This is a genomic window from Streptomyces sp. NPDC048484, from assembly GCF_040651415.1.
Lineage (GTDB): Bacteria > Actinomycetota > Actinomycetes > Streptomycetales > Streptomycetaceae > Streptomyces.
In genome coordinates, this window is the sequence record NZ_JBEZJY010000009.1 from 25620 (window position 1) to 48055 (window position 22436).

The following is a 22436-nucleotide window of genomic DNA, read 5'->3' on the forward strand; positions in this document are numbered from 1 at the left end:
GTAAACACCCGGCTGCTCAGGCACGTTGAATGTGCCGGCGTGTCCGCAATTCGAACTGTGCATCAGGACCGGCGTGGCCCCCGCCAGCACATAGTACGTGTGCTATGCGAAGCCTTCGACACCCTCAGCAGCGCACTCGACTTCCCCTGACGGCCTGACGGAAAGTGCCCCTGAAACCCCACCAGACGCACGCTGACGGGGTTTCAGATTTGTAATTGCGTCAGCCCTCTTCGATAAATGCTCGTGCAGTCTCGATGAGCTTCCCCACCAGGGCTACGGGCACATCGCCCACCTGCGGGTCAATGCTCAGGCGCGCCTGAGCCCAACCTCCACCGTCAGGAACGACAACGGCAGCGAACGCGCTCTGCGCCGGAGCGCCGCCTCGGTAACGGAACTCAAGCACCCGTTCCCCAGCCGTGACGTCACCAAAGTCGGTTACTTCAATCTCTGCTGCGCCGAACTTCACTACTCGCACCTCAAGCACCTCCAATCAGTCCAAGAAACCCGAGAAGCTTCCACCGGGAGTGAACCTGGCCCCCAAGCCGCTGGGTAGGCGGATATCGACAACATCTTGCCATTGACCGCCGATTCGCCCTCGCCCTCGCGTCTCAATCGAACCGGGATGGGTGAGGATGTCGTCCAGCATGTCCTGCCCTGCCGAGTTCCATCCCTTGGGGTTCTGCTTGCCGGATGGCGTAGGCCAGCCATTCGGGTTTCCATTCCTCCCCGCGTGCTTCTGGAGGGCTCTCCCTGCCATCGAGTACTGACCACGGCTGTCGGACGGATCACTATTCGCTCCGGACTTCGACGCGAAATCGACATCCATCGTGCAATTGCTGTTGTGGACGAGAATCGGCGTCTCGCCCGCCAGCACATAGTACGTATGCAGGTCGTCGACCGTCAGGTTGTACGTGCGAGCGTGCTTGGTGAAGGAGCGGCTACCGGTGACGATGACGGTGTCACCGGCCTCGGTGAGCAGGGTCATCCCCGGGGTGAGGTCGCCTGCCTCGACCCAACTGCGCTCGGACGGTGACCAGAAGGGGTGCTCATGGGTGGCCGTGAGCTTTTCGATGCCGTCCTGCGTGGCGATGGACAGCTCGTTGAAGTGCTTGTCGTCCTCAGTAATGATCAGACGGGTGACTCGTCTGGGTCCGGACTCGCCGGTTTTCGGGTCGGCGGCCTGGACCTTGTCGCCGACCTTGACGTCCTCGATATTCTTAGTGCCCCCATCCGACATTAGAACGTCGGTTCCAGCAAGGAAGCACTTGGTGCAAGAAGAGGACAAGTTACGTCCCCGTGGCCTACCTCCCCCGCCGAGACCGCTCTGCCCTTCGCTGGCGCCTACCATAGCCAGGTATGCCATGGACGTCGTGAGAGAGGCAACCTTTCCCAAGCAACCACTCTGGCGACCGAGGCTCAAACAGGCGAGCGTTTTAAGGTGCATGAGTTGACTCAGGTCAGCTTGTGCTTCCTCTGGGTCCTGCGCATCAAGAAGGCAGCTGGAATTCTCCTGGCAATGATTATCGATCTGCCGATTGAGGAGGCGCGCGAACTCGTTGGCGTATTTCCACTGCCTGTCCACCCACACGCCGGGGTAGATCTCCATGTGTTTCTTACTGGATATCGTTACGGCCGGGTGGGCAGTACCCCTGTCCAGCGCTGCCTGATAGTTCTGTGAGTTCTTCTTCTTCCCGGGCTTATGGCCCGGTGTGGTGTTCTCGGAGTTGGCATCCGGACGGGTCGGGCAGTCGATGTACGGGCACAGACCAGTGGGGTCGCTCTTGCTGACGGGGCTGTTGCTGCTGTAGGCGTAGCCGTTCATCTGCAGCGGGTCCGCGATGTTGATGACCGGGTCGGCCGAGAGGAAGCGGCCCGAATTCTGGTCGTACTCGCGAGCGCCGATGTGGGTCAGCCCGGTGGCCGCGTCGTCGATGCCGACGCCCAGGTAGCTTCGCTTGTTCGGCCAGGTCGACGGTTTGGGTCCACGGGCTTCGCCGTAGGGCTTGAACGCGCGGCGGGTTACCGCCTGGCCACTCGACAACTCCACTGTTGTGTTGGCCGTGCCGACGTGGTCCGCAAGCAGCGTGCTGAGCTTGTGGCCCGTGGTAGCGCCGTTGCTCGTGGTGCGGACCACCGTGGGTGCTCCGGCCTGTCCGTAGGCACGTGAGGCGCGAGTGATCGTTCCGGTGGCGTCCGCCGTCACCTCGGTCTCGCCCATATAGAGGGTCGAGCCCGACGGTGAGTTCTCCAGGAGGCGGTTGCCGGCGGCGTCGTAGACGTACGTCGTCTTCTTGCCGTCGTCCGTGATCGTGTCGAGCTTGTTCTCGGAGGTCCAGGTCAGGTTCTGCGTGGCGTCCGAGAGGTCGCGGACTTCGGTGTTTCCCACGGCGTCGTACGAGTAGCTGCTGCCCTTGCCGGACGGGGTGGAGTTGATCCACTTCATGGTGTGCGGCTGGGGGGCGCCGTAGCCGTACGTGTAGCCGACGTTCTTCGTCGCGTCGGCCGGGTCGTGCTCGGTCATGTTGGCCCGGTTGCCGAGCCAGTCGAAGGTGAATGACTGGCGGTAGGCCGTGGCGCCACTCGCCACGGTGCCCGCGTCCGGTGCGCTCGCAGCCAGGGTCGACGTCAACGAGGTGTCCGGGCTCGATACGTCGGTCGACGCGTCCGGGGCGTCCGCCACCGGGCCGGACGAGGCGGCGAAGTCGGTGCGGTAACCCCAGGTTGATCCGCTCGACGATTTGCAGCCGGTGCCGTTTCCGTCCGGCGCGACGCTCGACGTCCAGGCGTTCACGAGCTCGCCCATCACGTCGTACGAGAAGCACTGGTTGTCCCACGTCGTGCCCGAACTCTCGGACAGCTTGCGGGCGTTGGAGGTGATGGTGCCAGAGGTGTCGTAAGAGTAGTGGCTGTCCGTGATGCGGTGCGGGCCGGCAGTCTCGCGGTCCGCGACCGTGCGCTGGAGGCGGCCCGTGTGCGGGTCGACGAAGTTCGTCGTCCATATCCGGTTGGGCTGAGGGCCGGAGACCGTCCGCAGGGCTTCGCCGTACGGCGAGTAGGTAACGTCGGAGGTGTACCAGGCCTGGCCCGACGTCGACTCGGCGAGGCCGTCCGCGTTGTAGCGGGTGACGACCTTCTCCTTGGCCAGGCCGCCCACGGCGGGCAGCGTGGTCGACAGCGGTTTGCCGGTCGGGGTGTAGGTATACGCGGAGGCGTACGTGCCGGCCAGGCCGGTGGTCGTGGTGTTGGCCGGGATCACCGTCTCGCTGCCGGTGGGCTGGTAGCCGGTGTCGTAGCCGGTGACTCGGTTGATGTAGTCGCCGCCCGTGGTGTGCCTGGTCGAGGCGACGGGCTGGCCGAGGGCGCCCGGCAGTGTGTCGTAGGTGAACGACTTGGCTGGCGTGGCGGTCGCGGAGCCTTCTCGGATGTACTTGATCCGGCTGAGTTCGTCGTATTCCGTGTACGTCGTCCGGGACTTGGCGTCCGTCACCTTGATCGGCCGGTCGGCCTCGTCGTACCCGGTATCCGTCTTCCCGACATCCGGATCGGTCGTGGACGTTACTCGGCCACGGGCATCGTAGGTGTAGGTCCAGGCGTTACCCGCCGGGTCCGTGACCTTGCTCTGCTTGCCGCGAGCGTCGTACTCGTAGGCGGTGACACGCCCGCTGTCCGAGCCCGAGTCGTCGTTGCTGTAGTGCCGGATCGAGGTGACCCGGCCGAGCGCGTCGTTGTAGGTCCGGGTTCGCGGAGCGGTCGAGCCCGCCGGATTCACGTACGTACTGGTGTCGCTGTAAGTGGTGTACGTCGCGTACTCGTAGTCGCCGTCGTAGTACGTCGACTGGCGGACCTGGCGCTCCAGGCCGTCGTAGCGCAGTTTGACCCAATTGGGGATCAGCGACTTCGACCTGGGGGCGAACAACTCGGCGGCCGGCTCGCCCTTCGCGAGGTAGGCGCTCGTCTGCTCATCGGGCAGGCCGTGGTCGTTGTAGGTGACGTCGGTGATGATCCGGCCCGGGCCATGGGCCTCGGACTGGGACTGGACCTGGCGCATCAGGCCGTCGTAGACCGTCACTTGACGGCTGTAGGAGCCGTCGTCCTTCAGTGTTCTGGCCGTGACGGCGGCCGGTCGGGTCTGCTCGGATGTGGCGATCGCTGCTTGGTAGTCGATCTCGATGTCCGGCGTCTTGCCGCCGGACGAGCGTGACGGTGACCAACCCTTCACCAGACGCCCGAGCGCGTCATATTCGCTGCGCGTTACCCGGCCATTGGCGTCGGTGACGGTCAACGCAAGGCTGCGGCCCGGATCGAAGGTCGTGGTGGCGGCATGCCCCTTCTCATTGATCGCCTTGACTGATGTGACCGGCCCACCTGAATCCGCAGGGGTGTATTGCGTCTCGCTCGTACCGGTGCCCGGCTTGGTGACGGTGCGCAGGCGACCCAGCGGATCGTAGGTGGTCTTCGTGATGACGGCGTACGACGATCCAGCAGCGTCGATACCCGCGGAGGAAGTGACGAGCCCCTTCGTCGGAGTCTCACCGTAGGCCAGGCCGTCGTAGCTGTTGCGCACCGCCGATACGAGCTTGGTGGCCGGATCTGCCGCCTCGTAGCCCGCGCACGAAGTCCCCGTGCTGCGCTGTTCCTTGGGCAGTCCGATCAGCCACACCGACGTGTTGTGCACGTACGACGTCTTGGTGCAGCTCTGGTCGGACAGGACCTCGCTGCTGCCGCTCGGCTTCACCACCGCCGTTTCGGTCTGGACCGGCAGTCCGTACGTGTCCTCGACCGTCGTCAGGGTGCGGACGGCGCGCCAGCTCGTGTCGACCGTCTGGATCTCGTCCGTGCGCTTGACGCCGCTGCGGTGGGCGAGCAGCGGGTCCATGTCCGTGCCGTTCTCGGCTTCCCTCGCACGGGACGCGGTCTGCTTCGACCAGGGGTAGTTGAGCGTCCGCTTCTGCACCCGCTTGTCGGAGTTGAGGTAGGTGATGCTCTCCGCCGCCATACCCGCGTACTGCGGCGCGTCGTCCGCGAGCAGCGTGTACGCGCCCGTGGAGTCCTTGACCTCGCCGCCCACGCCCTGGAAGTAGCGGGTATCGGAGTACGACTGGGACTGCGGATCGCCCTGCTGGGAGCTGGACTTGCTGCCCTTGGTGACCGCCACTTTTCGGTAGCCGCGCCAGTCGCTGTACGTGCGCAGGGACGGGCGGGTGAACTCGTCGTCGGACTTGGCCCAGGCTGGATCCGTGTAATCGTACGTCGTGTAGATGGGCTTGCCGTGTGAGGTGACCTTGTCGGTCTCGGTCACCGAGTCGACGACGTACTTGTTGAACCACGCCTTCGCGGGCGTCTTCTCGTCACCGTCGGGAGACCAACGGATCGGGTAGCAGGTGCCGTTCGCCTTGCCCTTGTCCTCGGACGGTTCGCTCGCGCAGCCGCCCTTGTACTCGACCTCGATGTCGCCGCCGTACTCGGTGGCGACCGTGCCGATGCGGGGCCGGGTGAAGCCGGGGCGCTGGTCGTTGGCGCCACTGGGGACCAGGTTCGGGAGCTGGCGGTCCTTGAGGCGAAGGCGCAGGGGTGAGGTGGCGCCGACCGAGTACTCGGCGAAGCTGACGCCGTCCTTGTGCTGGAGGGTGCCGGTGGTGTCGCCGGGCGCAAAGCCGCGGCGGGTGATCGAGTTCAGCCAGAGGCCGGGTGAGGTGTCGTACCAGTCCTCCGGGAAGGACTGGTGGAGGGTGTAGGTGTCGACCTTGCCCAGTCCGCTCTGGCCGGCGCGGGCGGCTTTCGTGGTCACCGTGTCCAGGCGCATCTGTGTCCAGAAGGACGGGAAGGCAGGGCACATTTTCGACGTCGACTTGCAGTTGAGGTTGCCGGGAGTGTCCCACCAAGGGCGGTAGGCGCCCGGGTCGTCGGTCTTGGCGAAGTTCGCCGCATCACAGGCTGTATCCGACTTCAGGCAGCGCTGCCTGGCGCCGAACTCGACCGTCGCGGACGGCTTGGTCAGGTCCGAACGCATGCCGTACTCGATGGTCGTCGGGTAGGCATATCGGTCGTATTGCTCGGGGGACTTGAACTTCTTCTTCACCGCGTAGTGGTTCGTCTCCTGCTTCCAGGTGACGACCAGCGCGTTGCCGTGCACGTCGACGACCTTGTCCAGGCCCCAGCGCCAAGCCTGCTTCTTGCCGGCGCCGCAACGGGAGTCGGCGAAGGCGGTGGCGTGGCAGGGCTCGCCGGGGTGGTTGCCGAAGACGGGGACGGTGGAGACGGAGTCGGTGTCGGCGTGGCCGCCGCCGACGTTGTTCAGGCCGTAGAAGTACTGGGTGCCGTCCGTGGTGGTGACGATCCAGTGCTCGCCGTCGTTGTCACCGTTACTGCCACCGGTCTTCAGCTGGACGCGGGTGCCGTCGTCCTTCATCGGGCGGTAGGTGTCGGTGGCGCCGACCCGCACCAGCTCGGTGGTCTTGCCGGCCAGGGACATCACCGCGTTGTTCGACACCCAGCACAGGTCGGACGTCTTGTCTGCCTTGGCCGTGTTGTTGGGTGTGCCGGAATTCAGCGCCTTGCGGTCGTCCTGGCAGGCGCGGTAGCGGCGCTCGATGTGGCCGGGGTCGTATCCCCAGCCCTCGCCGATCCAGGAGGCCTGCGGCGAGGACACCGCCGTACGGCCGTCCACCGTCTGCGAGTTGTAACTGAAGGAGACGTTGGGCGCCGGCCCGGCAGGCGCGGTTGGCACGGTCAGCGGATATGACCAGTTGAACGCACCCGAGGAACCGCCGGCCTCCCACTTGCCGTTGGAGGCGAGCGGCGTGGCCTTGAACGAACCACCGCCGCCGCCACCGGAGTCGACCGCGCCGATGACCGCGGTGTCACCTGCGGCTGCGACCGGGACCGCCGAGACGCGGTACGACGCCTGGGCTGCAGACGGCCCCTTCGCACCCGTCGCCGCAGCTGCGGCCGGAGTGACCGTTCCGTCAGCCGCCGTGTCGACCGTGGCGGTGATCGACTGGGTCTTCGTGTCGTTGGCCGTCTCCAGTTCCTCGTACGCCTGGCACGCCTCGTCGTCCGGCGTGGTCAGGTAGCACTCGGGGAACTGGACGAAGCGCAGCCGGGAGGCCCAGTCGGCGCCGTAGAGGTTCTTGAACTCGGCGTAGTCGAGCTTGACCGAGATCGGCACGGAGCCGGTCGCCGGGGCCTGGACGGTCACGACGGCGCCGTCGACGCCCTGGGACACGGGTGCGGTGCGGTCGGCGACGGAAACCTGCCAGGTTCCGGTGGGTGCGGCCTGGTCGGGGGCCTGACCGAGGCTGACGGGCAGGTCACCGACCGGGGTCAGGTCGACCTGCTGGGCGGCCGTGCCCATGCGGGATGCCGTCGCGGACGTGCCCTTGCGTGCCGCGGTCATGGGCGAGGGGGTGCGCGTCGAGGTCTGGGTCGCGCTTGCCGTTGAGCCAAAGCTGACTGTCCCGGTGTCGGCGGGCGGTGGTGTCGCCGTGCCGGCCGGGGCCTGTTCCAAGTCCTCGGGAACGTCGACCTTCAGGGTCTCCAGGTCTCGTTCGAAGGCCTCACCCGAAAGAGGTTTGTCCTGGTCCAGTGCCTCAAGGTCGAGTGTTTCGCGTCCCTGCTCGGCGGCGGCCGGGTCGGGCGGCAGGGCCAGCGACTGGGCGGGCAAGAGGCCTACCAGCAGGGCGGCCCCGAGGGCAGGGACGACGGCCGTGCGCAGGCGACGCGCATGGCGGCGCCGGGCAGGCGAAAAGCGACCGAACACGGTGGGGTCCCCCCGGACCACTAGGAGCGGGACCAGGTTCGGACCACGCGTGATGGCGTATCAGATGCGCAGATTCTGTGGTGCCTCTGTGAAGTTCCGCTAGATCGACTGTGCGGATGTGATCACCGTCACGGTATGCAGTATGACGTAACGGTTAGCTATGCCCGGACTTCATGATTCGGGCCATAGTGAGCGCTTTCGGATCTCTCTGATCTAACGCGTAATTCGTCAATCGCCCTGGCAAATACCCTTGGAAGCGTGGGCGTTGAAAGATGTCTTGTGGCGGTTTGCGACCGTGGCAGCCGCATGGCCGGACGGTTTCGGCATGTGCGCCCACCTGTGAGTACGGCTGACGCCGTCGATCGACTCAGCCTCCTCCCCCGAACGCAAAGGGTGACGACAGCGCGCTCATAGGTCATCATCGGCGGGCCCGGCAGCGCTCTGTCACGCGCCGGTTCCAAGGGGAGAAGGGGAACTCACCCGATGACGCGCACCCAGACGGGCAAGAGACGCGGCTGGAGCCGCGCGCCCGGGAGCCGCACCACCGCGACCGTCCTGGCGGCAGCTCTCGCCGCCACCGGCATCGCCTTCGTGGGCCTCGGCCTGGACGATTCCAGTACCGGTGGCAAAGCGGACGGCGACCGGAAAGCGAAGCCGGTCAGTGAAGCCGCAGCCTCCGCACAAGCGGCCAGGACCGGGAAGTCCGTCGAGGTCACCGCAGTGCGCACGGCCCGCTCCACCACCTGGGCCCGGCCCGACGGTCTCCTCGCCAAGAAGCTGTACTCCTCCCCGGTACGGGCCAAGGTGGGCGGCGAGTGGAAGGCCATCGACTATGACCTCCACCGCACCAGGGCGGGCTGGGAACCCCGCGCCACCAACGCACGCATGGTGTTCTCCGCCGGCTCCGAAGAAACCGGCACCAAGGGGCGTGACGGCGAGCAGCGTTCCTCCCGTGGAACGGCCCACCGCGTCTCCCTGGTCAAAGGACTCAAGGACGCTGCCGCAGCCGATGAGACGGCAACCCCGCTGGTCACGCTGACCGTTGACGGTTACGACATCCAGCTCACGTGGCCTGGCCCCGTGCCTGCCCCGGTCATCGACGGCTCCCGGGCGCTGTACCCGGAGATCTTCCCGGGTGCCGACCTGGTCCTGACCGCCGACGACGAGGGCTTCGGCCAGCTCGTCGTCCTCAAGAACCGGCAGGCCGCCGCCGATCCACGCGCCCAGCAGTTGTCGTACGGCATCACGTCGGAGGACCTGACCTTCAGACTCGACCCGGTGTCGGGCATCGTCGTGGCCGAGAGTGCCTACGGCAACGAGGTCGCCATGTCGCCCACCCCGCTGATGTGGGACAACAGCGGCGCCCCCGCCATCACCGACGGGACCGTCGGCGCCACCGCCCAGCCGACCGCCTCCGAGAGCCCCGACCCCACCGGCCCGGCCACCGACACACCCAGCGACAGCCCGAGCCCCACCGAAGAGCTCATCGAGACGGACGAGCAGACCGACACCACCCCGGAGACGCTGCCGGCGGCCACCGACGGCCCCGAGCCCACCGTGGCGGAGTCCCCGCTGCCCACCGCGCCGGCCGAACCGACACCCGCGCCGTCGCCCACCGGCTCGGCAGCCACGCTCGGCCTGTCCGGACTCGACGGCCCCTCCCCCGACTCCCGCGGCGAACTCGTCGAGACCGACCTGTCCGGCGCGAACTGGGTGATCACCCCGGCCCAGGACTTCCTCACGGACCCGGCCACCACCTACCCCGTGTTCATCGACCCGTCGGTGAAGAAACACACCCAGAACTGGACCACCGCCTACAGCCGCCACCCCAACGCCACCTTCTACAACGGCAAGGGCTTCAACAAGGGCGGCACACACGAGGCCCGGGTCGGCTTCGAGTCCGACACCTGGGGCACCTCCCGCTCGTACTTCAACATCTCCTTCGACAAGGACCTCAAGGGCACAAAGATCACCAGCGCCAAGCTGCGCATGCTGGAGACGTACTCCTGGTCCTGCAGCGACCGCTCGATGAGCGTGCACCTCACCGGCGAGATCAACTCCCACACCAACTGGAAGAACGCCCCCAAGCTGCACGACGGCAACAAGTTCGCGACCAAGAGCTTCGCGCACGGCTACAAGTCCGGCTGCCGGGACGCCTACGAGACCTTCGACGTGAGGAAGGCCGCGCAGAAACGGGCCGACCAGGGCAAAGACACGATCACGTTCGGTATGCGGGCCCGCGACGAGCACGCACAGTACGCGTGGAAGAAGTTCCGGGCCAACGGGGACAACGCGCCCGTCCTGGAGCTCGTCTACAACCGCAAGCCGACCGTCGACTCCAAGTCGCTCGACCTCGGCCCCGAGGGCAAGTGCACCACCACCGAGCCGTACGTCCGCATGGGGTCGGCCAATCTGACCTTCACCGCCCGGGCGTCCGACAAGGACAAGAACCTCGACTACCTCGACTTCGACCTGTGGGCCAAGGGCAAGTGGGACACCACCGGTGACCTGCTGAAATCCACCGGAAAGGTCTCCGCCGGCGGCGACAAGGGCACCGCGCTGCGCACCACCAGCGGCTTCTCCACCAGCACGCTCACCAACGGCACCGTCTACTCCTGGCGGGTGCGGGCCGTCGACGACGCCAACGCCACCTCCGGCTACACCCCGGCCAAGACACCCTGCCGGTTCGTCCTGGACACCGTCGCGCCCAAACCGCCCAAGGTCGCCTCCACCGACTTCCCCAACGCCGACGGCAGCGAGAACGGCTTCGGCAACGACGCCGAGGACGCCAACTGGAGCACCCTCAAGTTCGGCACCGCGGGCGCCTTCACCGTGCGCGCCCTCAACACCGACGTCGTGCGCTACGAGTACGGCTTCAACTCCGCCTCCTACACCGGCACCCTGAACCGCACCTCCGGAACGGCCACCACCACCAGCGCCACCATCACAGGTGCCAAACCGCCCACCGCCGGCCCCAACGTCCTCTACGTCAGGACCGTGGACAGCGCGGGCAACGTCTCACAGCCGACAAAATACTTCTTCTACGTCACCCCACGCGACCAGGCAGACGCCCCCGGCGACTTCACCGGCGACAAACTCGCCGACCTGCTGACCGTGACCGAAGCCGGCACCCTCTCCCTCTATCCGTCCCAGGCCACGACCGACCTCAGCAAGGGATCCGGCGACCTGGACTACTCCATGTCCGGCGCCTACCGCGCCAACCCCGACAAAGACCCCAACGGCGACGACCTGCCGCCCTTCGTCGCCGCACCCACCGGCCACTTCAAGGGCGCGCTGATCACCCACAACGGCGACATCTACGGAGGCGACGGCCTCCAGGACCTCATCGTCCGCGTCGACGGCAAACTCTGGGTCTACCCCGGGGACGGCTACGGCGCCGTCAACATCGACAAACGCCGCGAGGTCCTGCTGCCCGACGGCGCTCCCAGCCCCGCCGGCCTCACCCAGATCATCTCCGCCGGCGACGCCACCGGCGACGGACGCACCGACTTCTTCGCCACCGTCGGCGACGAACTGTGGGCCCTCACCGGCTACCACGGAGCAACCGTCGACCAGGCCACACGGCTCGCCGCCACCACCTGGACCGAACGAGACCTGGTCACCGCCCAGGACATCAGCGGCGACGGCATCACCGACATCGTCTACCGCACCGACGTCTCCGAGCGCCTGCTGCTGCGCAAGGGAATCGCGGCCAGCGGCGGCGGAGTCAACATGGACTCACTGAAGTCCGGCGCCGCCTCTTCAGGAGGCGCCGACACCGAGTACGGCGCCGCCGGCTGGTCCAGCGCCAACATCCCCCAGCTCATCGGAACACCCGACACCAACGGAGACTCCATCCCCGACATCTGGACCGTACGCTCCGACGGCTCCGTCCGCTTCTACGCAGGCGGCAAGACGGTCCTCTCAGGCTCCGGCACCGAGATCATCGCCCCCGCAAGCTACTGGAAGACCCGCATCGCCATCGGATGACGTGACTGTGGGCCCCGTTTCCCGGTTCCCTTCCGGGGAGCGGGGTCTCTGGCCTCCTCGGAGCTGCCATACGTCACACGTATGGCAGAGGCAGCGTTCTGATCACCCTTGAGCCGAGTCCCTCGCGTCCCCCGAAGCGCCCGGGCGCCTGTCGACGGCTGTCAGGTCGATCTCGACGTCGAAGGGTGCCGTGGCCTTGAGACGGTCGTGGAAGATGCCGGTGAGGCCGTACGACTTCGTGGCGGGGTCGAGTTCGTAGACGTAGACGACGGGGAAGCCCTTCTCCTCGTCCTTCTCGACCCGCCAGAAATGCGGCACGCCAGCGGCCGCGTACTTGCGGGGCTTGACCTCGCGGTCCCGTTCACGTGAGTCGGGCGAAACGACCTCGACCGCGAGGAGGACGTCCTCGGGCCTGTGCCAGGTCTGGTCGGGTCCCGTGTACGCCTCCGCCGAGACCACCAGCAGATCTGGCTCCGGCCTGTTTCGCCGATCCAGCTTGACGGTGAACTCCCGATAGACATCCAGGTGATCCGGTGCCTGACTCAGGAAGCCGTACTCCAGCAAACGCATGCTGCGCCCATGGAATCGGGTCTGCGGACTCCTGAAGACGAGGGACCCGTCGATCAGCTCCGTGTGCGGCGGGAGGTCCGGAATCCTGTCGAGGTCGTCCGCGGTCCAGCCCTCGGGGGGCGGGATCGGCCAGCGGTACGCCGCCTCGTCGTCGAGCCCGTTCTCGGACCCGTTCCCGGGCTCGTTCTCGGGCTCGTTCTCGGATGCGGCGCCTGTCATTGCTCCCATGGGACGGAGTCTCTCCTGTGAGGTCAGCGTACCCACGGGCAGTGACAGCGGGCCCAGCCGAACGAGTGACCGGCGGCGACGGCGCCACACGGGTGACTGTCCAGCCGCCTCCCCCGTCGCTCACTCCCGGGGACCTAATCTGACGACATGTCAGACGATGAGTCGTACGAACTGCTCGGCTTCGACAACGTCCTCTTCCCTGTCGGCAACCTCGACGAAGCCGTGGACTTCTACCAGCGGGCCGGATTCGCCCTCGGGGTCCGGCTCGACGAGGCCGGGATCGCCGTCCTGAAGGTCGGCAAGGAGGTGCCCGGGGTGCTGCTGCGCCTGGAGGGGGAGCTCGGGCGTCGGCCGCCGGCCTGGGCGACGCCCCGGGTGTGGTTCGAGGTGCAGGACGCCAGAGGCAAGGCCGACGCCCTGGCGGCCGCGGGCGTCCAGCCACTCGACGCGCCCCTCTCCGTGGCCACCGGCTGGACCGTCGAGGTCGCCGACCCCTGGGGCAACGTCATCGGCTTCACGGACTACACCAAGCGGCCGGAGCTTGCGCGCACCGGCTGAGCCGCAGGTCACACCGGCACCTTCGACCGACGACTTGAACGTGTTCAAAAACAGGTCTACATTCTCTCTCGACAGCGCGTTTTGAACGCGTTCAAGAAGTCGGGAAGGGGTGGGGACATGGACCTCACGGTCGTCGCGTACGTCATATACCTGCTGGTCAGCGTGGCGCTGACGGTGTGGGTGGCGCGGACGCTCAGTCACAACGGGCGGATCTTCCTGGCCGATGTGCTGCACGGGAACGAGAAGCTCGCCGACGCCGTCAACCACCTTCTGGTGGTGGGTTTCTACCTGGTGAACCTCGGCTTCGTGGCGCTCTATCTGAACCAGGACGACGAGATCGCCGACGCCCGCGGGGTGTTCGAGGCCCTGTCGACGAAGCTGGGGGTTGTGCTCCTGGTCCTTGGCGCCATGCACCTGGGGAACGTGTACGTCCTCAACAAGATCCGGCGCCGGGGGATCATGGAGCGCGAGCAGGTGCCGCCCGTGCCGCCGCAGGGCTGGGTCGCGCCGACGGTCGGAGCGTGACCGCGGTGACCACCGCCGCGAGCCCGGGCCGGGACGCCACGCGCGCCCCGGTCCGCGGGCTCACCGTCCTGTACGACGCCCGGTGCTCGCTCTGCGCCTTCCTGCGCGACTGGCTCGTACGGCAGCGGCAGTTGGTGCCCCTGGAGCTGGTGGCCGCCGGGTCGGCGGAGGCCGAGCGCCGTTTTCCGGGGCTCGACCACGCCACGACGCTCGACGAGATCACCGTGGTCGGCGACGCGGGCCAGCTCTACCGGGGTACCGCCGCCTGGGTCGTCACCCTGTGGGCGCTCGCCGATCACCGCCCGATGGCCCACCGCCTCAGCACCCCGGCCGGGGCCCGCCTGGCGCGGGGCGCGGTGCTCGCCGCCGCCAAGTGGCGCGAGGGACAACGGGCGCGCCGGGAGGGTGCGTGGGGCGGGCGTGCGGGGAACGAGGGTGCCTGGGGCGGGCGGACGTACGTCGCGGCCGACGGGTGGACGTACGACCAGGCCGTGGGCTGGACCTACCACCCGCCCGCCTGCGGCGGCGGTACCTGCGCTCCTCGTTAGGCTCTCCCGTGCCAGCAGCGAATGACAGTGCCCCCAGCCCGGACGGTCCCACGGTGCCCGAGGGCCCCGGCTCCTCACGTACGCCCGCCAAGAGCGACCCCTCGCGTACGCCCGCCAAGAGCGAGCAGACCCGGGCCCTGATCCTGGAGACGGCGATGCGCCTGTTCCGGGAGCGGGGTTACGAGAAGACGACGATGCGGGCCATCGCCAAGGAGGCCGGGGTCTCCGTCGGCAACGCGTACTACTACTTCGCCGGCAAGGAACATCTGATCCAGGGTTTCTACGACCGGGTCGCCACCGAGCACCGGGAGGCGGTCCGCGAGATCCTGGACCACGAGAAGGATCTGGAGGCGCGGATCGCCGGGATCCTGAAGGCCTGGCTGGACGTCGCGACGCCGTACCACGAGTTCGCGGTGCAGTTCTTCAAGAACGCCGCCGATCCGGACAGCCCGCTCAGCCCGTTCTCCGCCGAGTCGGAGCACGCGCGCGAGGAGGCCATCGACATCTGCCGCGAAGTGCTCACCGGCTCGAAGGCGAAGGTGCCCCAGGAGTTGCGGGAGGTGCTCCCAGAGCTGCTGTGGCTCTCCCAGATGGGCCTGGTCCTGTACTGGATCTTCGACCGGACCGAGGGCCGCGAGCGCAGCTACCGCCTCGCCGAACGCGGCGCCCGCCTCACCTCGCTCGGGGTCTCGCTGGCCCGCTTCCGCGTCCTGCGGCCCCTGGTCCGCGAGGTGCACGAACTGTTCACGGACTTCCTGCCGGGGATGACGAGCGCGCTGCCCGACCCCGCCAGGAAATCCGGCACCACCAGAAAGTCCGACCCCGCCAGGAAGTCCACCACATAGCGGCTTGCACGGTCGACGCGGTCAGTTCACCGCGTCCACCTCGTCCTCCGCCAGCTCCACGTCGTACACCAGCGGTTCCGCGCCGACCATCACGTGGCGGGCCCGGGACGGGTGTTCCTCGGCCGCCACGGCCAGCAGGTACGAGCCCGGGGACGGGACCGAGACGATGTACGAGCCGTCGGCCAGCGAGGTCACCCGGTCGAGCTGACGGCCGCCCTTGGAGAGCACGGTCAGCGCGGCGCCCTCGACGGGCGCGCCGTCCGGGGTGCGGACGAAGCCGTGGATCACGGTGGAACCACCGCCGGCGTCGGCCACGCGCGCGTGGGGCTCGGGGGCGGTCTCCTCCTCTCGGGGCTCCACCGCCAGGTGCGGCAGCCGCTTCTCCAGACCGGCCGGCAGCCACCAGTTGGAGTTGCCCAGGAAGTGCATCGCGGCCGGCACCAGGGCCGTACGCAGGATGAACGCGTCCAGCGCGACCGCCGCGGCGAGCCCGATGCCCGCCATCGCGCCCTCCATGTCTCCGCTGAGCACGAACGCGGAGAACACACAGATCATGATCAGGGCCGCGCAGTTGATGACCCGGCTGGTCTCGGCGAGGCCGACCCGCACCGCACGCGCGTTGTCCTTCGTGTGCACCCATTCCTCGTGCATGCGGCTCACCAGGAACACCTGGTAGTCCATCGAGAGCCCGAACAGCAGCGACAGCATGATGACGGGCAGGAAGGCGGTGATCGGCCCCTCCTTGCCGATGCCGAGGAGTTCCGTGCCCCAGCCCCACTGGAAGATCGCGACGAGCACCCCGAAGGACGCGGCGGCCGCGATCAGGTTCATCAGGGCGGCCGTCAGCGGCACCACCAGGGAGCGGAAGGCCACCATCAGGAGGAGGAAGCCGAGCGTGATGATCGCCGCGACGAAGTAGGGCAGCCGGTCCCCCGTGACGGCTGCGAAGTCCTTGAAGACGGCGGTCACGCCACCCACATGGGCCGTCGTCCCCGACTCCGGGATCACGCCGTCCCGCAGCCGGTCGATCAGCTGGTCCGTCTTCTCGGACTGCGGTGACGTGGTGGGCACGACCTGGATCACCGTGATGCCCTGGGCGGGCGGTGCGGCGGCGGCCTGGGCGACCCCGTCGGTGGAGCGGATGGCCGAGACGAGCGCGTCCGTGTCCGCACCGGCCCCGTCGCCTCCGCCGTCCACGACCACCTGGAGCGGCCCGTTGAAGCCGGGCCCGAAGCCCTCGGCCAGCAGGTCGTACGCCTGCCGTGTGGTCGTGGAGTCCTGGTGGTTGCCCTGGTCGGTGGCGCCGAGCCGGATCGACAGGACGGGCAGCGCCAGGATCACCATCACGACCAGCGCCCCGGCGGCGATCGACCGCGGCCGCTTCTGCACGTACGCGGACCAGCGGGCGGCGAGTCCGCTCGCCTCCGCCGACTCCGGTCCCTCGGCGGCGAGCCGGCGGCGCTGCCGGCGGCTGAGCACGCGCATGCCGAGCAGTCCGAGGAGCGCGGGCAGCAGGGTGGTCGCGGCGAGCACGCTCAGCACGACCGTCAGCGAGGTCGCGATGACCACGCCGTCCAGGAAGCGCATGTTCATCACCAGCATCCCGGCGAGCGCGATGCACACGGTGCCACCGGCGAACAGCACGGCACGGCCGGAGGTGTTGAGGGCCGTGACGGCGGACTCCTCGGGCTTCATGCCGCGCAGGATGCCCCGGCGGTGCCGCGTCACGATGAACAGGGCGTAGTCGATGCCGACACCGAGGCCGATCAACGAGCCGAGCAGCGGCGCCACTTCGGGTACGTCGGTGACGTGGCTGAGCAGCGAGGTCGCCATCAGGCCGGTGCCGAGGGCCGCTATCGCGACGACGAGGGGCAGCAGCATCGCGAAGAGCGAGCCGAAGGCGAGGAAGAGGACGACCGCCGCGGCCGAGATGCCGACCATCTCGGCGATGCCGGTGGGCGGTTCCTGGGTCCGGGTGATCGCCTGGCCGCCCAGCTCCACCCGGAGTCCGGCGCGTTCGGCGCCCTGCGCCGTGTCGACGACGTCCTCCACGAGCGCCTTCGGCACCCCGTTGGCCTGCTCGGTGAAGGTGACCTGGGCGTAGGCGATCCGCCCGTTCTCGCTGATCTGCGGGGCGCCCTGGGCGGCGTACGGGCTGCTGACCTCGCCTACGCCCTTCATGCGCCCGATCTTCTGGAGCGCCGGTTCGATCCGGGAGCGTACGGACTGGTCCCGTACCGACCCGTCGGCCCCGTCGGCCCCCTCGTCCACCTTCCACACCACCGTGTCGGTGTCGCCCGCCCTCTCCGGAAAGGCCTTCTCCATCAGGTCGTACGCGCGCGTGGAGTCCGTGTTCGGAAGGGCGAAGGTGTCCGCGTAGTTCGTGCCCGCGGCGGAGCCTGCGAAGCCCAGCCCCAACAGCGCACCCACCCACAGAATCAGGACCACCAGCCGGTGCTGATAGCACCACCGTGCCAATGTCGTCACGCCTCAACGCTCCTTAGTTGTCCGTCGGTTGGTCCCCCGGGTCCTGCGGCTCAGCATCGGGGCGGCGCGGGCCCCGGGACATGACCTGGCCATGACTCACAAGGAACTCCCAAGGGAGAGCCGACCCCGTTGTCGGTGCCCGCGCCGATACTGGGGGCATGACCGCTCATGAGGGGGCGACCGTCCTGGTCGTCGAGGACGAGCCGAGCATCGCGGACGTCCTGTCCATCGCCCTGCGCTACCACCGCTTCGAGGTGATGACGGCCGGGACGGTCCGTCAGGCCCTGACGATGGCCGAGCGCACGCGCCCGGACGCCGCGCTCCTCGACGTGATGCTCCCGGACGGCGACGGCCGGGCGCTGGGCCGCGAACTGCGCACGCGCCAGCCCGACCTGGCTCTGGTGTTCCTCACCGCGCGGGACGCGCCCACGGAGGTCGTCGGCGCGCTCTCCTTCGGCGACGACTACATCACCAAGCCGTTCAACATCGACGAGGTCATCGCCCGGATCACCGCCGTCCTGCGCCGCACCCGCCCGGCCGACGTCCTCCCCGAGCGCCCGCCGCTGCGCTACGGCGACCTGGAACTGGACGAGACGACGTACTCGGTGCACCGCGCGGGCCGTACGGTCGAGCTGACTCCCACCGAGTACGCCCTGTTGCGCTTCCTCGTGCGCAACGGCGGGCGGATCGTGCCCAAGGAGCAGCTCCTGCGGCATGTCTGGCAGTACGAGCATCCGGCGGAGTCGACCGTCGTGGAGACGTACATCAGTTATCTGCGGCGCAAGCTCGACGCCCTCGGCGCCCCGGTGATCACGACTCGCCGCGGCGTCGGATACGGGCTCGCATGATCTTCCAGCGCTGCCGCAACCACGGCATCCACTCACTGCGCGGCAAACTGACGCTGGCCAACGTGGCGCTGCTGGCACTCGGCATCGTCATGGCTACGGCGGTGAGCCTGATGGGCATGCGGTACTACCTGCTCGACCAGGTCGACTCCGGGCTGCTCAGGATGCGGGACTCGCTGGACGGTACGCAGCTGACCTCGCGGCAGATCGACTCACTGAGCGCGCTGGCGTTCATCCGCGACGGGAAGGTGCCGGAGGCGCAGGGCCCGCCGGACGCGGACTCCCTGTTCGCGGTGGTCGACGCGAAGGGAAAGCCTCTGACGCTCGGCAACTTCGAACCGACCTCGAACCAGCGCACCCTCGCCGAGGCGGTGGGCGATCCGCGGACGGTCACCGGCGACACGGACCCGCGCGACGTGACCTTGGACGGTGCCCCGTTCCGGGTCATCGGCGTCTCCCTGCCCGACGGGGCCACCGTCCTGATCGCCGGCTCGACCGACGCGCTGCACACCGGAATGGCCAAGGCCCTCAAACTAGACCTGTTCTTCGGGGTCCTGCTGTTGGGGCTGCTCGCCGTGCTGACGATGCTCAGTGTGAGCCGACGGCTGCGGCCCCTGGAGGACATGGTGGAGACGTCGTCGGCGATAGCCGAGGGGGACCTGGCCCGCCGGGTGCCCTCCAGCCACCACCCCACCCAGGAGGTCGAGCAGCTGCGGCTCGCCCTCAACTCGATGCTCCAGCAGGTCGAGTCGGCGTACCGCACCCGGGAGCGGAGCGCGGCCCAGCTGCGCCGCTTCGTCGCGGACGCCTCGCACGAGCTGCGTACGCCGCTGTCGGCGATCCGCGGCTACCTCCAGCTGTACGACAAGGGCATGCTGTGTGAGCCCGCCGAGCGCAAGCGTGCCTGGGACCGGATGACCGGGGAGGCCGACCGCATGGGCCGCCTGGTCGACGAACTGCTCACCCTGGCCCGCCTCGACCAGCAGCCCGAACTGCGGTTCAAGAACGTCGACCTGAGCCGCCTGGTGCGCGACGCGGCCGAGGATCTGCGGGCCCAGCAGCCCGGCCGGCCGGTGTCGGTGAGCGCCGAGGGAGCCCTCCTCGTACGCGCCGACGAGTCGGGCCTGCGTCAGGTCCTGGGCAACCTCGTGGCGAACGTACGTACGCACACGCCTCCCGACACTCCGGTCACCCTCGATCTGGAGCGGGTCGACGGAGTCGTGCGGCTCTGTGTCGCCGACGAGGGGCCGGGGCTGGCCGAGGAGGACGCCGCGCGCATCTTCGACCGGTTCTTCCGAGCGGGTGGGGGTGCGGGCAGCGGGCTGGGGCTGGCCATCGTCCAGGGTGTGGCCACGGCCCACGGGGGCGAGGTGACGGTACGGACTTCGCCGGGCGCGGGTCTGACGGTGACGGTCGCTCTGCCCGCGAGAGCGTGCGGGGGCTGACGTCTTCACGTCGGGGCGCCGCACTGTCGGTACGGAGCGCTGTCGGTACGGAGCGCTGAACGACCTCTCGGAGGGCCGGGACAAGGGACCGGATCAGGAACCGGATCAGGAGGCCGGGACCAGGGCCCAGACCGTTTTGCCGTGCCTTCCTCGGCTCCACACTCCCCAGGCGGTCGTGAGGCTCTCCACCAGCCGGAGCCCCCGCCCCGACTCCTCGTCGTACTCCCCGACCAGCCGCAGCCTGGGCTGAAGAGAGCTCTCGTCGGAGACCTCTATCAGGCAGGACCCGTCCGCGAGCGTGGTCACCGCGACCTCGAACTCCCGCTCCAGCAGCGGCGCGTGCCGTATGGCGTTCGTCGCCAGTTCGGACACCAGCAGCACCACGTCCTCGAACGCCTGCTCGCCCGCGCTGTGCCCCCAGTTCGACAGATGGTCCCGCACCCGGCGCCGTGCGAGCCCGACTGAAGCCGGGTGCCGGGGCAGCCGGAAGGAGTTGCGTCTCAACACGTTTGCTCCTCACCCCACCCACGCCTCCGTCACATGATGCTGCGTGAGGCAGGCCCGGCACGTCACTCTCGCAATCGTCAACCTGCGTGAACGCGTCAGGCCGCAGGCGGTCGGATCCCGTTGCGGCTCCACAACTGGAAGCCCCGGTGCCGTAACCGGAAGCCCCGGTGCCGTCCGACAGGTACTGCCCACCCCCACGTCCTCGCTGCTCAGCACGTGATTCGCGCACGGTCGCGCCGGCATGCGCGGCGCCTCGCACGCGACCGTCCGCCGGATCGTGTGAAGGTTTCCCGCCGTACACCCGCGGTCTGCGTGCTGCCGACTGGCCGGAATCGGCTGTCGAACCGGTCGGCCGGCCCCTGCCAGGGCACGCCCGGGGGCCGCTGCTCGGCTCAGGCCTGCCTGGAGGCCAGCTCCACGACGGTGATGTCGGACGGCGCGCCCACCCTGGTGGGCGGGCCCCAGGCGCCGGCGCCCCGGGACACATACAGCTGTGTGTCCCCGTAGCGCTCCAGGCCGGCGAGGGTCGGGTTGGCGAGGTCCGCGATGAAGTTGCCGGGCCACAACTGCCCTCCGTGGGTGTGCCCGGAGAGCTGGAGGTCCACCCCGTGGTCCACGGCGTCGTGGATCTGCACCGGCTGGTGGGCCAGCAGCACGCACGCCCGGTTACGGTCCCGGTCCCCGAGGGCCTTCACGAAGTCGGGCCCCTGCCCCTCCTCCTCCCCGGCCACGTCGTTGACGCCGGCGAGATCGAAGTCGGCCAGCTCGGTGCGGGCGTTCTCCAGCGGGCGCAGCCCCAGTTCGCGTACGCGCGTGACCCACTCCTCGGCACCCGAGAAGTACTCGTGGTTGCCGGTGACGAAGAACGACCCGTGCCGGGCCTTCAACTGGGCGAGCGGCGCGGCGGCCGGCCCGAGGTCCTTCACAGTGCCGTCGACGAGGTCACCCACGACCGCGATCAGGTCGGGCTGCGTCGAGTTGATCGTGTCGACGACCTTCTGGGCGAAGCCACGCCCCAGCACGGGCCCGAGGTGAACGTCGCTGACGACGGCGATCCGGTACCCGTGGGCGGACCTCGGGAGCTTGGCCAGCGGCACGGTGACCCGCTTCACCTTGGGCCCGCGCAGGACGCCGTACGTCCCGTATCCCACGGTGCCCACGGCAGCGGCCGCGGCGGCCCCGCCCACGACACGCGAGACGAAGAGGCGGCGGGAGGGTTCGGCGACCGCTGGTGTGAGCGCGGTGGCCGGCGTGTCGGCGCGCCCGGAGCCGGCGTCAGGGGTCGACGCGGCGGCGGGTGACTCGGCGGCGGCGGACGGCTTGGCATCGGAGAGACGGGCCGCGGCGGGCCGCTCGGTGTCGCTGGAGTGCTCGGCTTCCCTGGCGGGTGCCCCCGCCGGGACGGGTGCGGCCTCGCGCACGTCCGCCGGCTCGGCCGTAGGCGCCGACGCCGAACGCCGTTCCAGAGCCCTGCGCAGCAGCGGTCGTACGGCTTCGCCGACCAGCAGCGCCAGCACGAGGTAGATCGCCAGCGCCATCCACAGGAAGCCGGGCCAGGCCAGCACCTGCTGCAGCCAGAACGGCGCACCCGTCCGCTCGGCCGTGACCGCCGCGAACATGAGCAGCGGAGCGGCCACGACCGCGACCGTGCCGACCCGTCTGGAGACGCCGGTCCGCGCCGTCGTGTCGCGCACCAGCCGACGCCACAGGTACCAGTGCAACCCGCCGAACACGGCCAGGACCAGAACCAGGAACACGATGACCACGCGGCGACTCTCCCGTTAGGACGTTATGACGTGGGGCGTTATGGCGACGGCGTGTGGCGCAAGGCTCGAACACCACGCAACCCGATGCCGCCGACAACCGTCCCCAAGACAAAGGAGACAACGGCGAGCGTCAGGTGCACCCAGAAGTACCCGGTCGGATCGCCCGCGTCGTCGAAGGCGAGCCCGCTGCCGTCGTTCCACAGATTTTTGACGAAAGTGACCCAGATGACCCAGCTCCACACTCCGAAGGCGAGCAGGAACCAGGAGACGGGGCGGCTGAGCTTCATGGATTCAGTATCGCGGCCTTCGAACAGAGCCGGCGCGCGGGGTGGGGAGGAGCACGGCGCACCCGGCGGCGGCGGA

Annotated in this window: 14 protein-coding genes; 7 read left to right on the plus strand and 7 right to left on the minus strand. The window is 68.6% G+C overall.

Annotated features, from left to right (window positions below; all coding sequences use genetic code 11):
* Positions 1-220 precede the first annotated feature (220 nt).
* Together AB0D14_RS11295 and AB0D14_RS11300 are read right to left on the minus strand one after the other, a co-directional pair.
* On the minus strand, positions 221-466 hold the full coding sequence (locus AB0D14_RS11295) for a hypothetical protein (RefSeq protein WP_362777099.1): 246 nt from the start codon (positions 464-466) through the stop codon (positions 221-223).
* A 24-nt stretch (positions 467-490) separates the two neighbouring features.
* A complete protein-coding gene (locus AB0D14_RS11300) occupies positions 491-7759 on the minus strand; it encodes a polymorphic toxin-type HINT domain-containing protein (RefSeq protein ID WP_362777100.1) in 7269 nt (2422 codons plus the stop codon).
* A gap of 483 nt (positions 7760-8242) precedes the next feature.
* Here AB0D14_RS11300 and AB0D14_RS11305 point away from each other — a divergent pair, with 483 nt between their 5' ends.
* Positions 8243-11749 carry a DNRLRE domain-containing protein gene (locus AB0D14_RS11305; protein ID WP_362777102.1) on the plus strand — a complete coding sequence of 1169 codons (3507 nt, stop codon included), beginning with the start codon at positions 8243-8245 and terminating at the stop codon, positions 11747-11749.
* A gap of 102 nt (positions 11750-11851) precedes the next feature.
* On the opposite strand, the gene AB0D14_RS11310 is transcribed toward AB0D14_RS11305, so the two are convergent.
* Complete coding sequence (locus AB0D14_RS11310; protein WP_362777411.1) at positions 11852-12538, minus strand: Uma2 family endonuclease; 687 nt, start codon at positions 12536-12538, stop codon at positions 11852-11854.
* A 156-nt stretch (positions 12539-12694) separates the two neighbouring features.
* Between AB0D14_RS11310 and AB0D14_RS11315 the strand changes: the two genes are divergently transcribed.
* The 4 genes from AB0D14_RS11315 (at position 12695) to AB0D14_RS11330 (ending at position 15023) form a co-directional block, all read left to right on the plus strand.
* A complete protein-coding gene (locus tag AB0D14_RS11315; protein WP_362777103.1) occupies positions 12695-13105 on the plus strand; it encodes a VOC family protein in 411 nt (136 codons plus the stop codon).
* Positions 13106-13222: 117 nt separating this feature from the next.
* On the plus strand, positions 13223-13630 hold the full coding sequence (locus tag AB0D14_RS11320) for a hypothetical protein (protein WP_362777105.1): 408 nt from the start codon (positions 13223-13225) through the stop codon (positions 13628-13630).
* On the plus strand, positions 13627-14178 hold the full coding sequence (locus AB0D14_RS11325; protein WP_362777107.1) for a DCC1-like thiol-disulfide oxidoreductase family protein: 552 nt from the start codon (positions 13627-13629) through the stop codon (positions 14176-14178). Before AB0D14_RS11320 ends, AB0D14_RS11325 begins: the two co-directional genes overlap by 4 nt.
* Positions 14179-14231: 53 nt before the next feature.
* Positions 14232-15023, plus strand: coding sequence for a TetR family transcriptional regulator (locus AB0D14_RS11330; protein WP_362777109.1), 792 nt, complete (start codon positions 14232-14234; stop codon positions 15021-15023).
* A gap of 21 nt (positions 15024-15044) precedes the next feature.
* On the opposite strand, the gene AB0D14_RS11335 is transcribed toward AB0D14_RS11330, so the two are convergent.
* Positions 15045-17501 (minus strand): MMPL family transporter, encoded by a 2457-nt coding sequence (locus AB0D14_RS11335; RefSeq protein WP_362777412.1) that lies wholly within the window; start codon positions 17499-17501, stop codon positions 15045-15047.
* Between the two features lie 167 nt (positions 17502-17668).
* Between AB0D14_RS11335 and AB0D14_RS11340 the strand changes: the two genes are divergently transcribed.
* Complete coding sequence (locus AB0D14_RS11340; RefSeq protein WP_362777110.1) at positions 17669-18358, plus strand: response regulator transcription factor; 690 nt, start codon at positions 17669-17671, stop codon at positions 18356-18358.
* Entirely contained in the window at positions 18355-19800 is a 1446-nt protein-coding gene (locus AB0D14_RS11345) for a HAMP domain-containing sensor histidine kinase (RefSeq protein WP_362777112.1), read from the plus strand. Before AB0D14_RS11340 ends, AB0D14_RS11345 begins: the two co-directional genes overlap by 4 nt.
* A gap of 105 nt (positions 19801-19905) precedes the next feature.
* Here the strand turns inward: AB0D14_RS11345 and AB0D14_RS11350 are convergent, their stop codons facing one another.
* From AB0D14_RS11350 to AB0D14_RS11360, 3 genes are all read right to left on the minus strand, one after another.
* Positions 19906-20307, minus strand: coding sequence for an ATP-binding protein (locus tag AB0D14_RS11350; RefSeq protein WP_362777114.1), 402 nt, complete (start codon positions 20305-20307; stop codon positions 19906-19908).
* 392 nt (positions 20308-20699) lie between these two features.
* Positions 20700-22073 (minus strand): metallophosphoesterase, encoded by a 1374-nt coding sequence (locus tag AB0D14_RS11355; protein WP_362777117.1) that lies wholly within the window; start codon positions 22071-22073, stop codon positions 20700-20702.
* Positions 22074-22111: 38 nt separating this feature from the next.
* A complete protein-coding gene (locus AB0D14_RS11360; RefSeq protein ID WP_362777414.1) occupies positions 22112-22360 on the minus strand; it encodes a hypothetical protein in 249 nt (82 codons plus the stop codon).
* Between the last annotated feature and the right edge of the window lie 76 nt (positions 22361-22436).

What these genes read in the sequence shown, in the direction of transcription:
- AB0D14_RS11305 (WP_362777102.1), top strand. Translation starts at nt 8,243, where the DNA reads ATGACGCGCACCCAGACGGGCAAGAGACGCGGCTGGAGCCGCGCGCCC.
- AB0D14_RS11310 (WP_362777411.1), bottom strand. Translation starts at nt 12,538, where the DNA reads ATGACAGGCGCCGCATCCGAGAACGAGCCCGAGAACGAGCCCGGGAAC.
- AB0D14_RS11320 (WP_362777105.1), top strand. Translation starts at nt 13,223, where the DNA reads ATGGACCTCACGGTCGTCGCGTACGTCATATACCTGCTGGTCAGCGTG.
- AB0D14_RS11360 (WP_362777414.1), bottom strand. Translation starts at nt 22,360, where the DNA reads ATGAAGCTCAGCCGCCCCGTCTCCTGGTTCCTGCTCGCCTTCGGAGTG.
- AB0D14_RS11345 (WP_362777112.1), top strand. Translation starts at nt 18,355, where the DNA reads ATGATCTTCCAGCGCTGCCGCAACCACGGCATCCACTCACTGCGCGGC.
- AB0D14_RS11315 (WP_362777103.1), top strand. Translation starts at nt 12,695, where the DNA reads ATGTCAGACGATGAGTCGTACGAACTGCTCGGCTTCGACAACGTCCTC.
- AB0D14_RS11340 (WP_362777110.1), top strand. Translation starts at nt 17,669, where the DNA reads ATGACCGCTCATGAGGGGGCGACCGTCCTGGTCGTCGAGGACGAGCCG.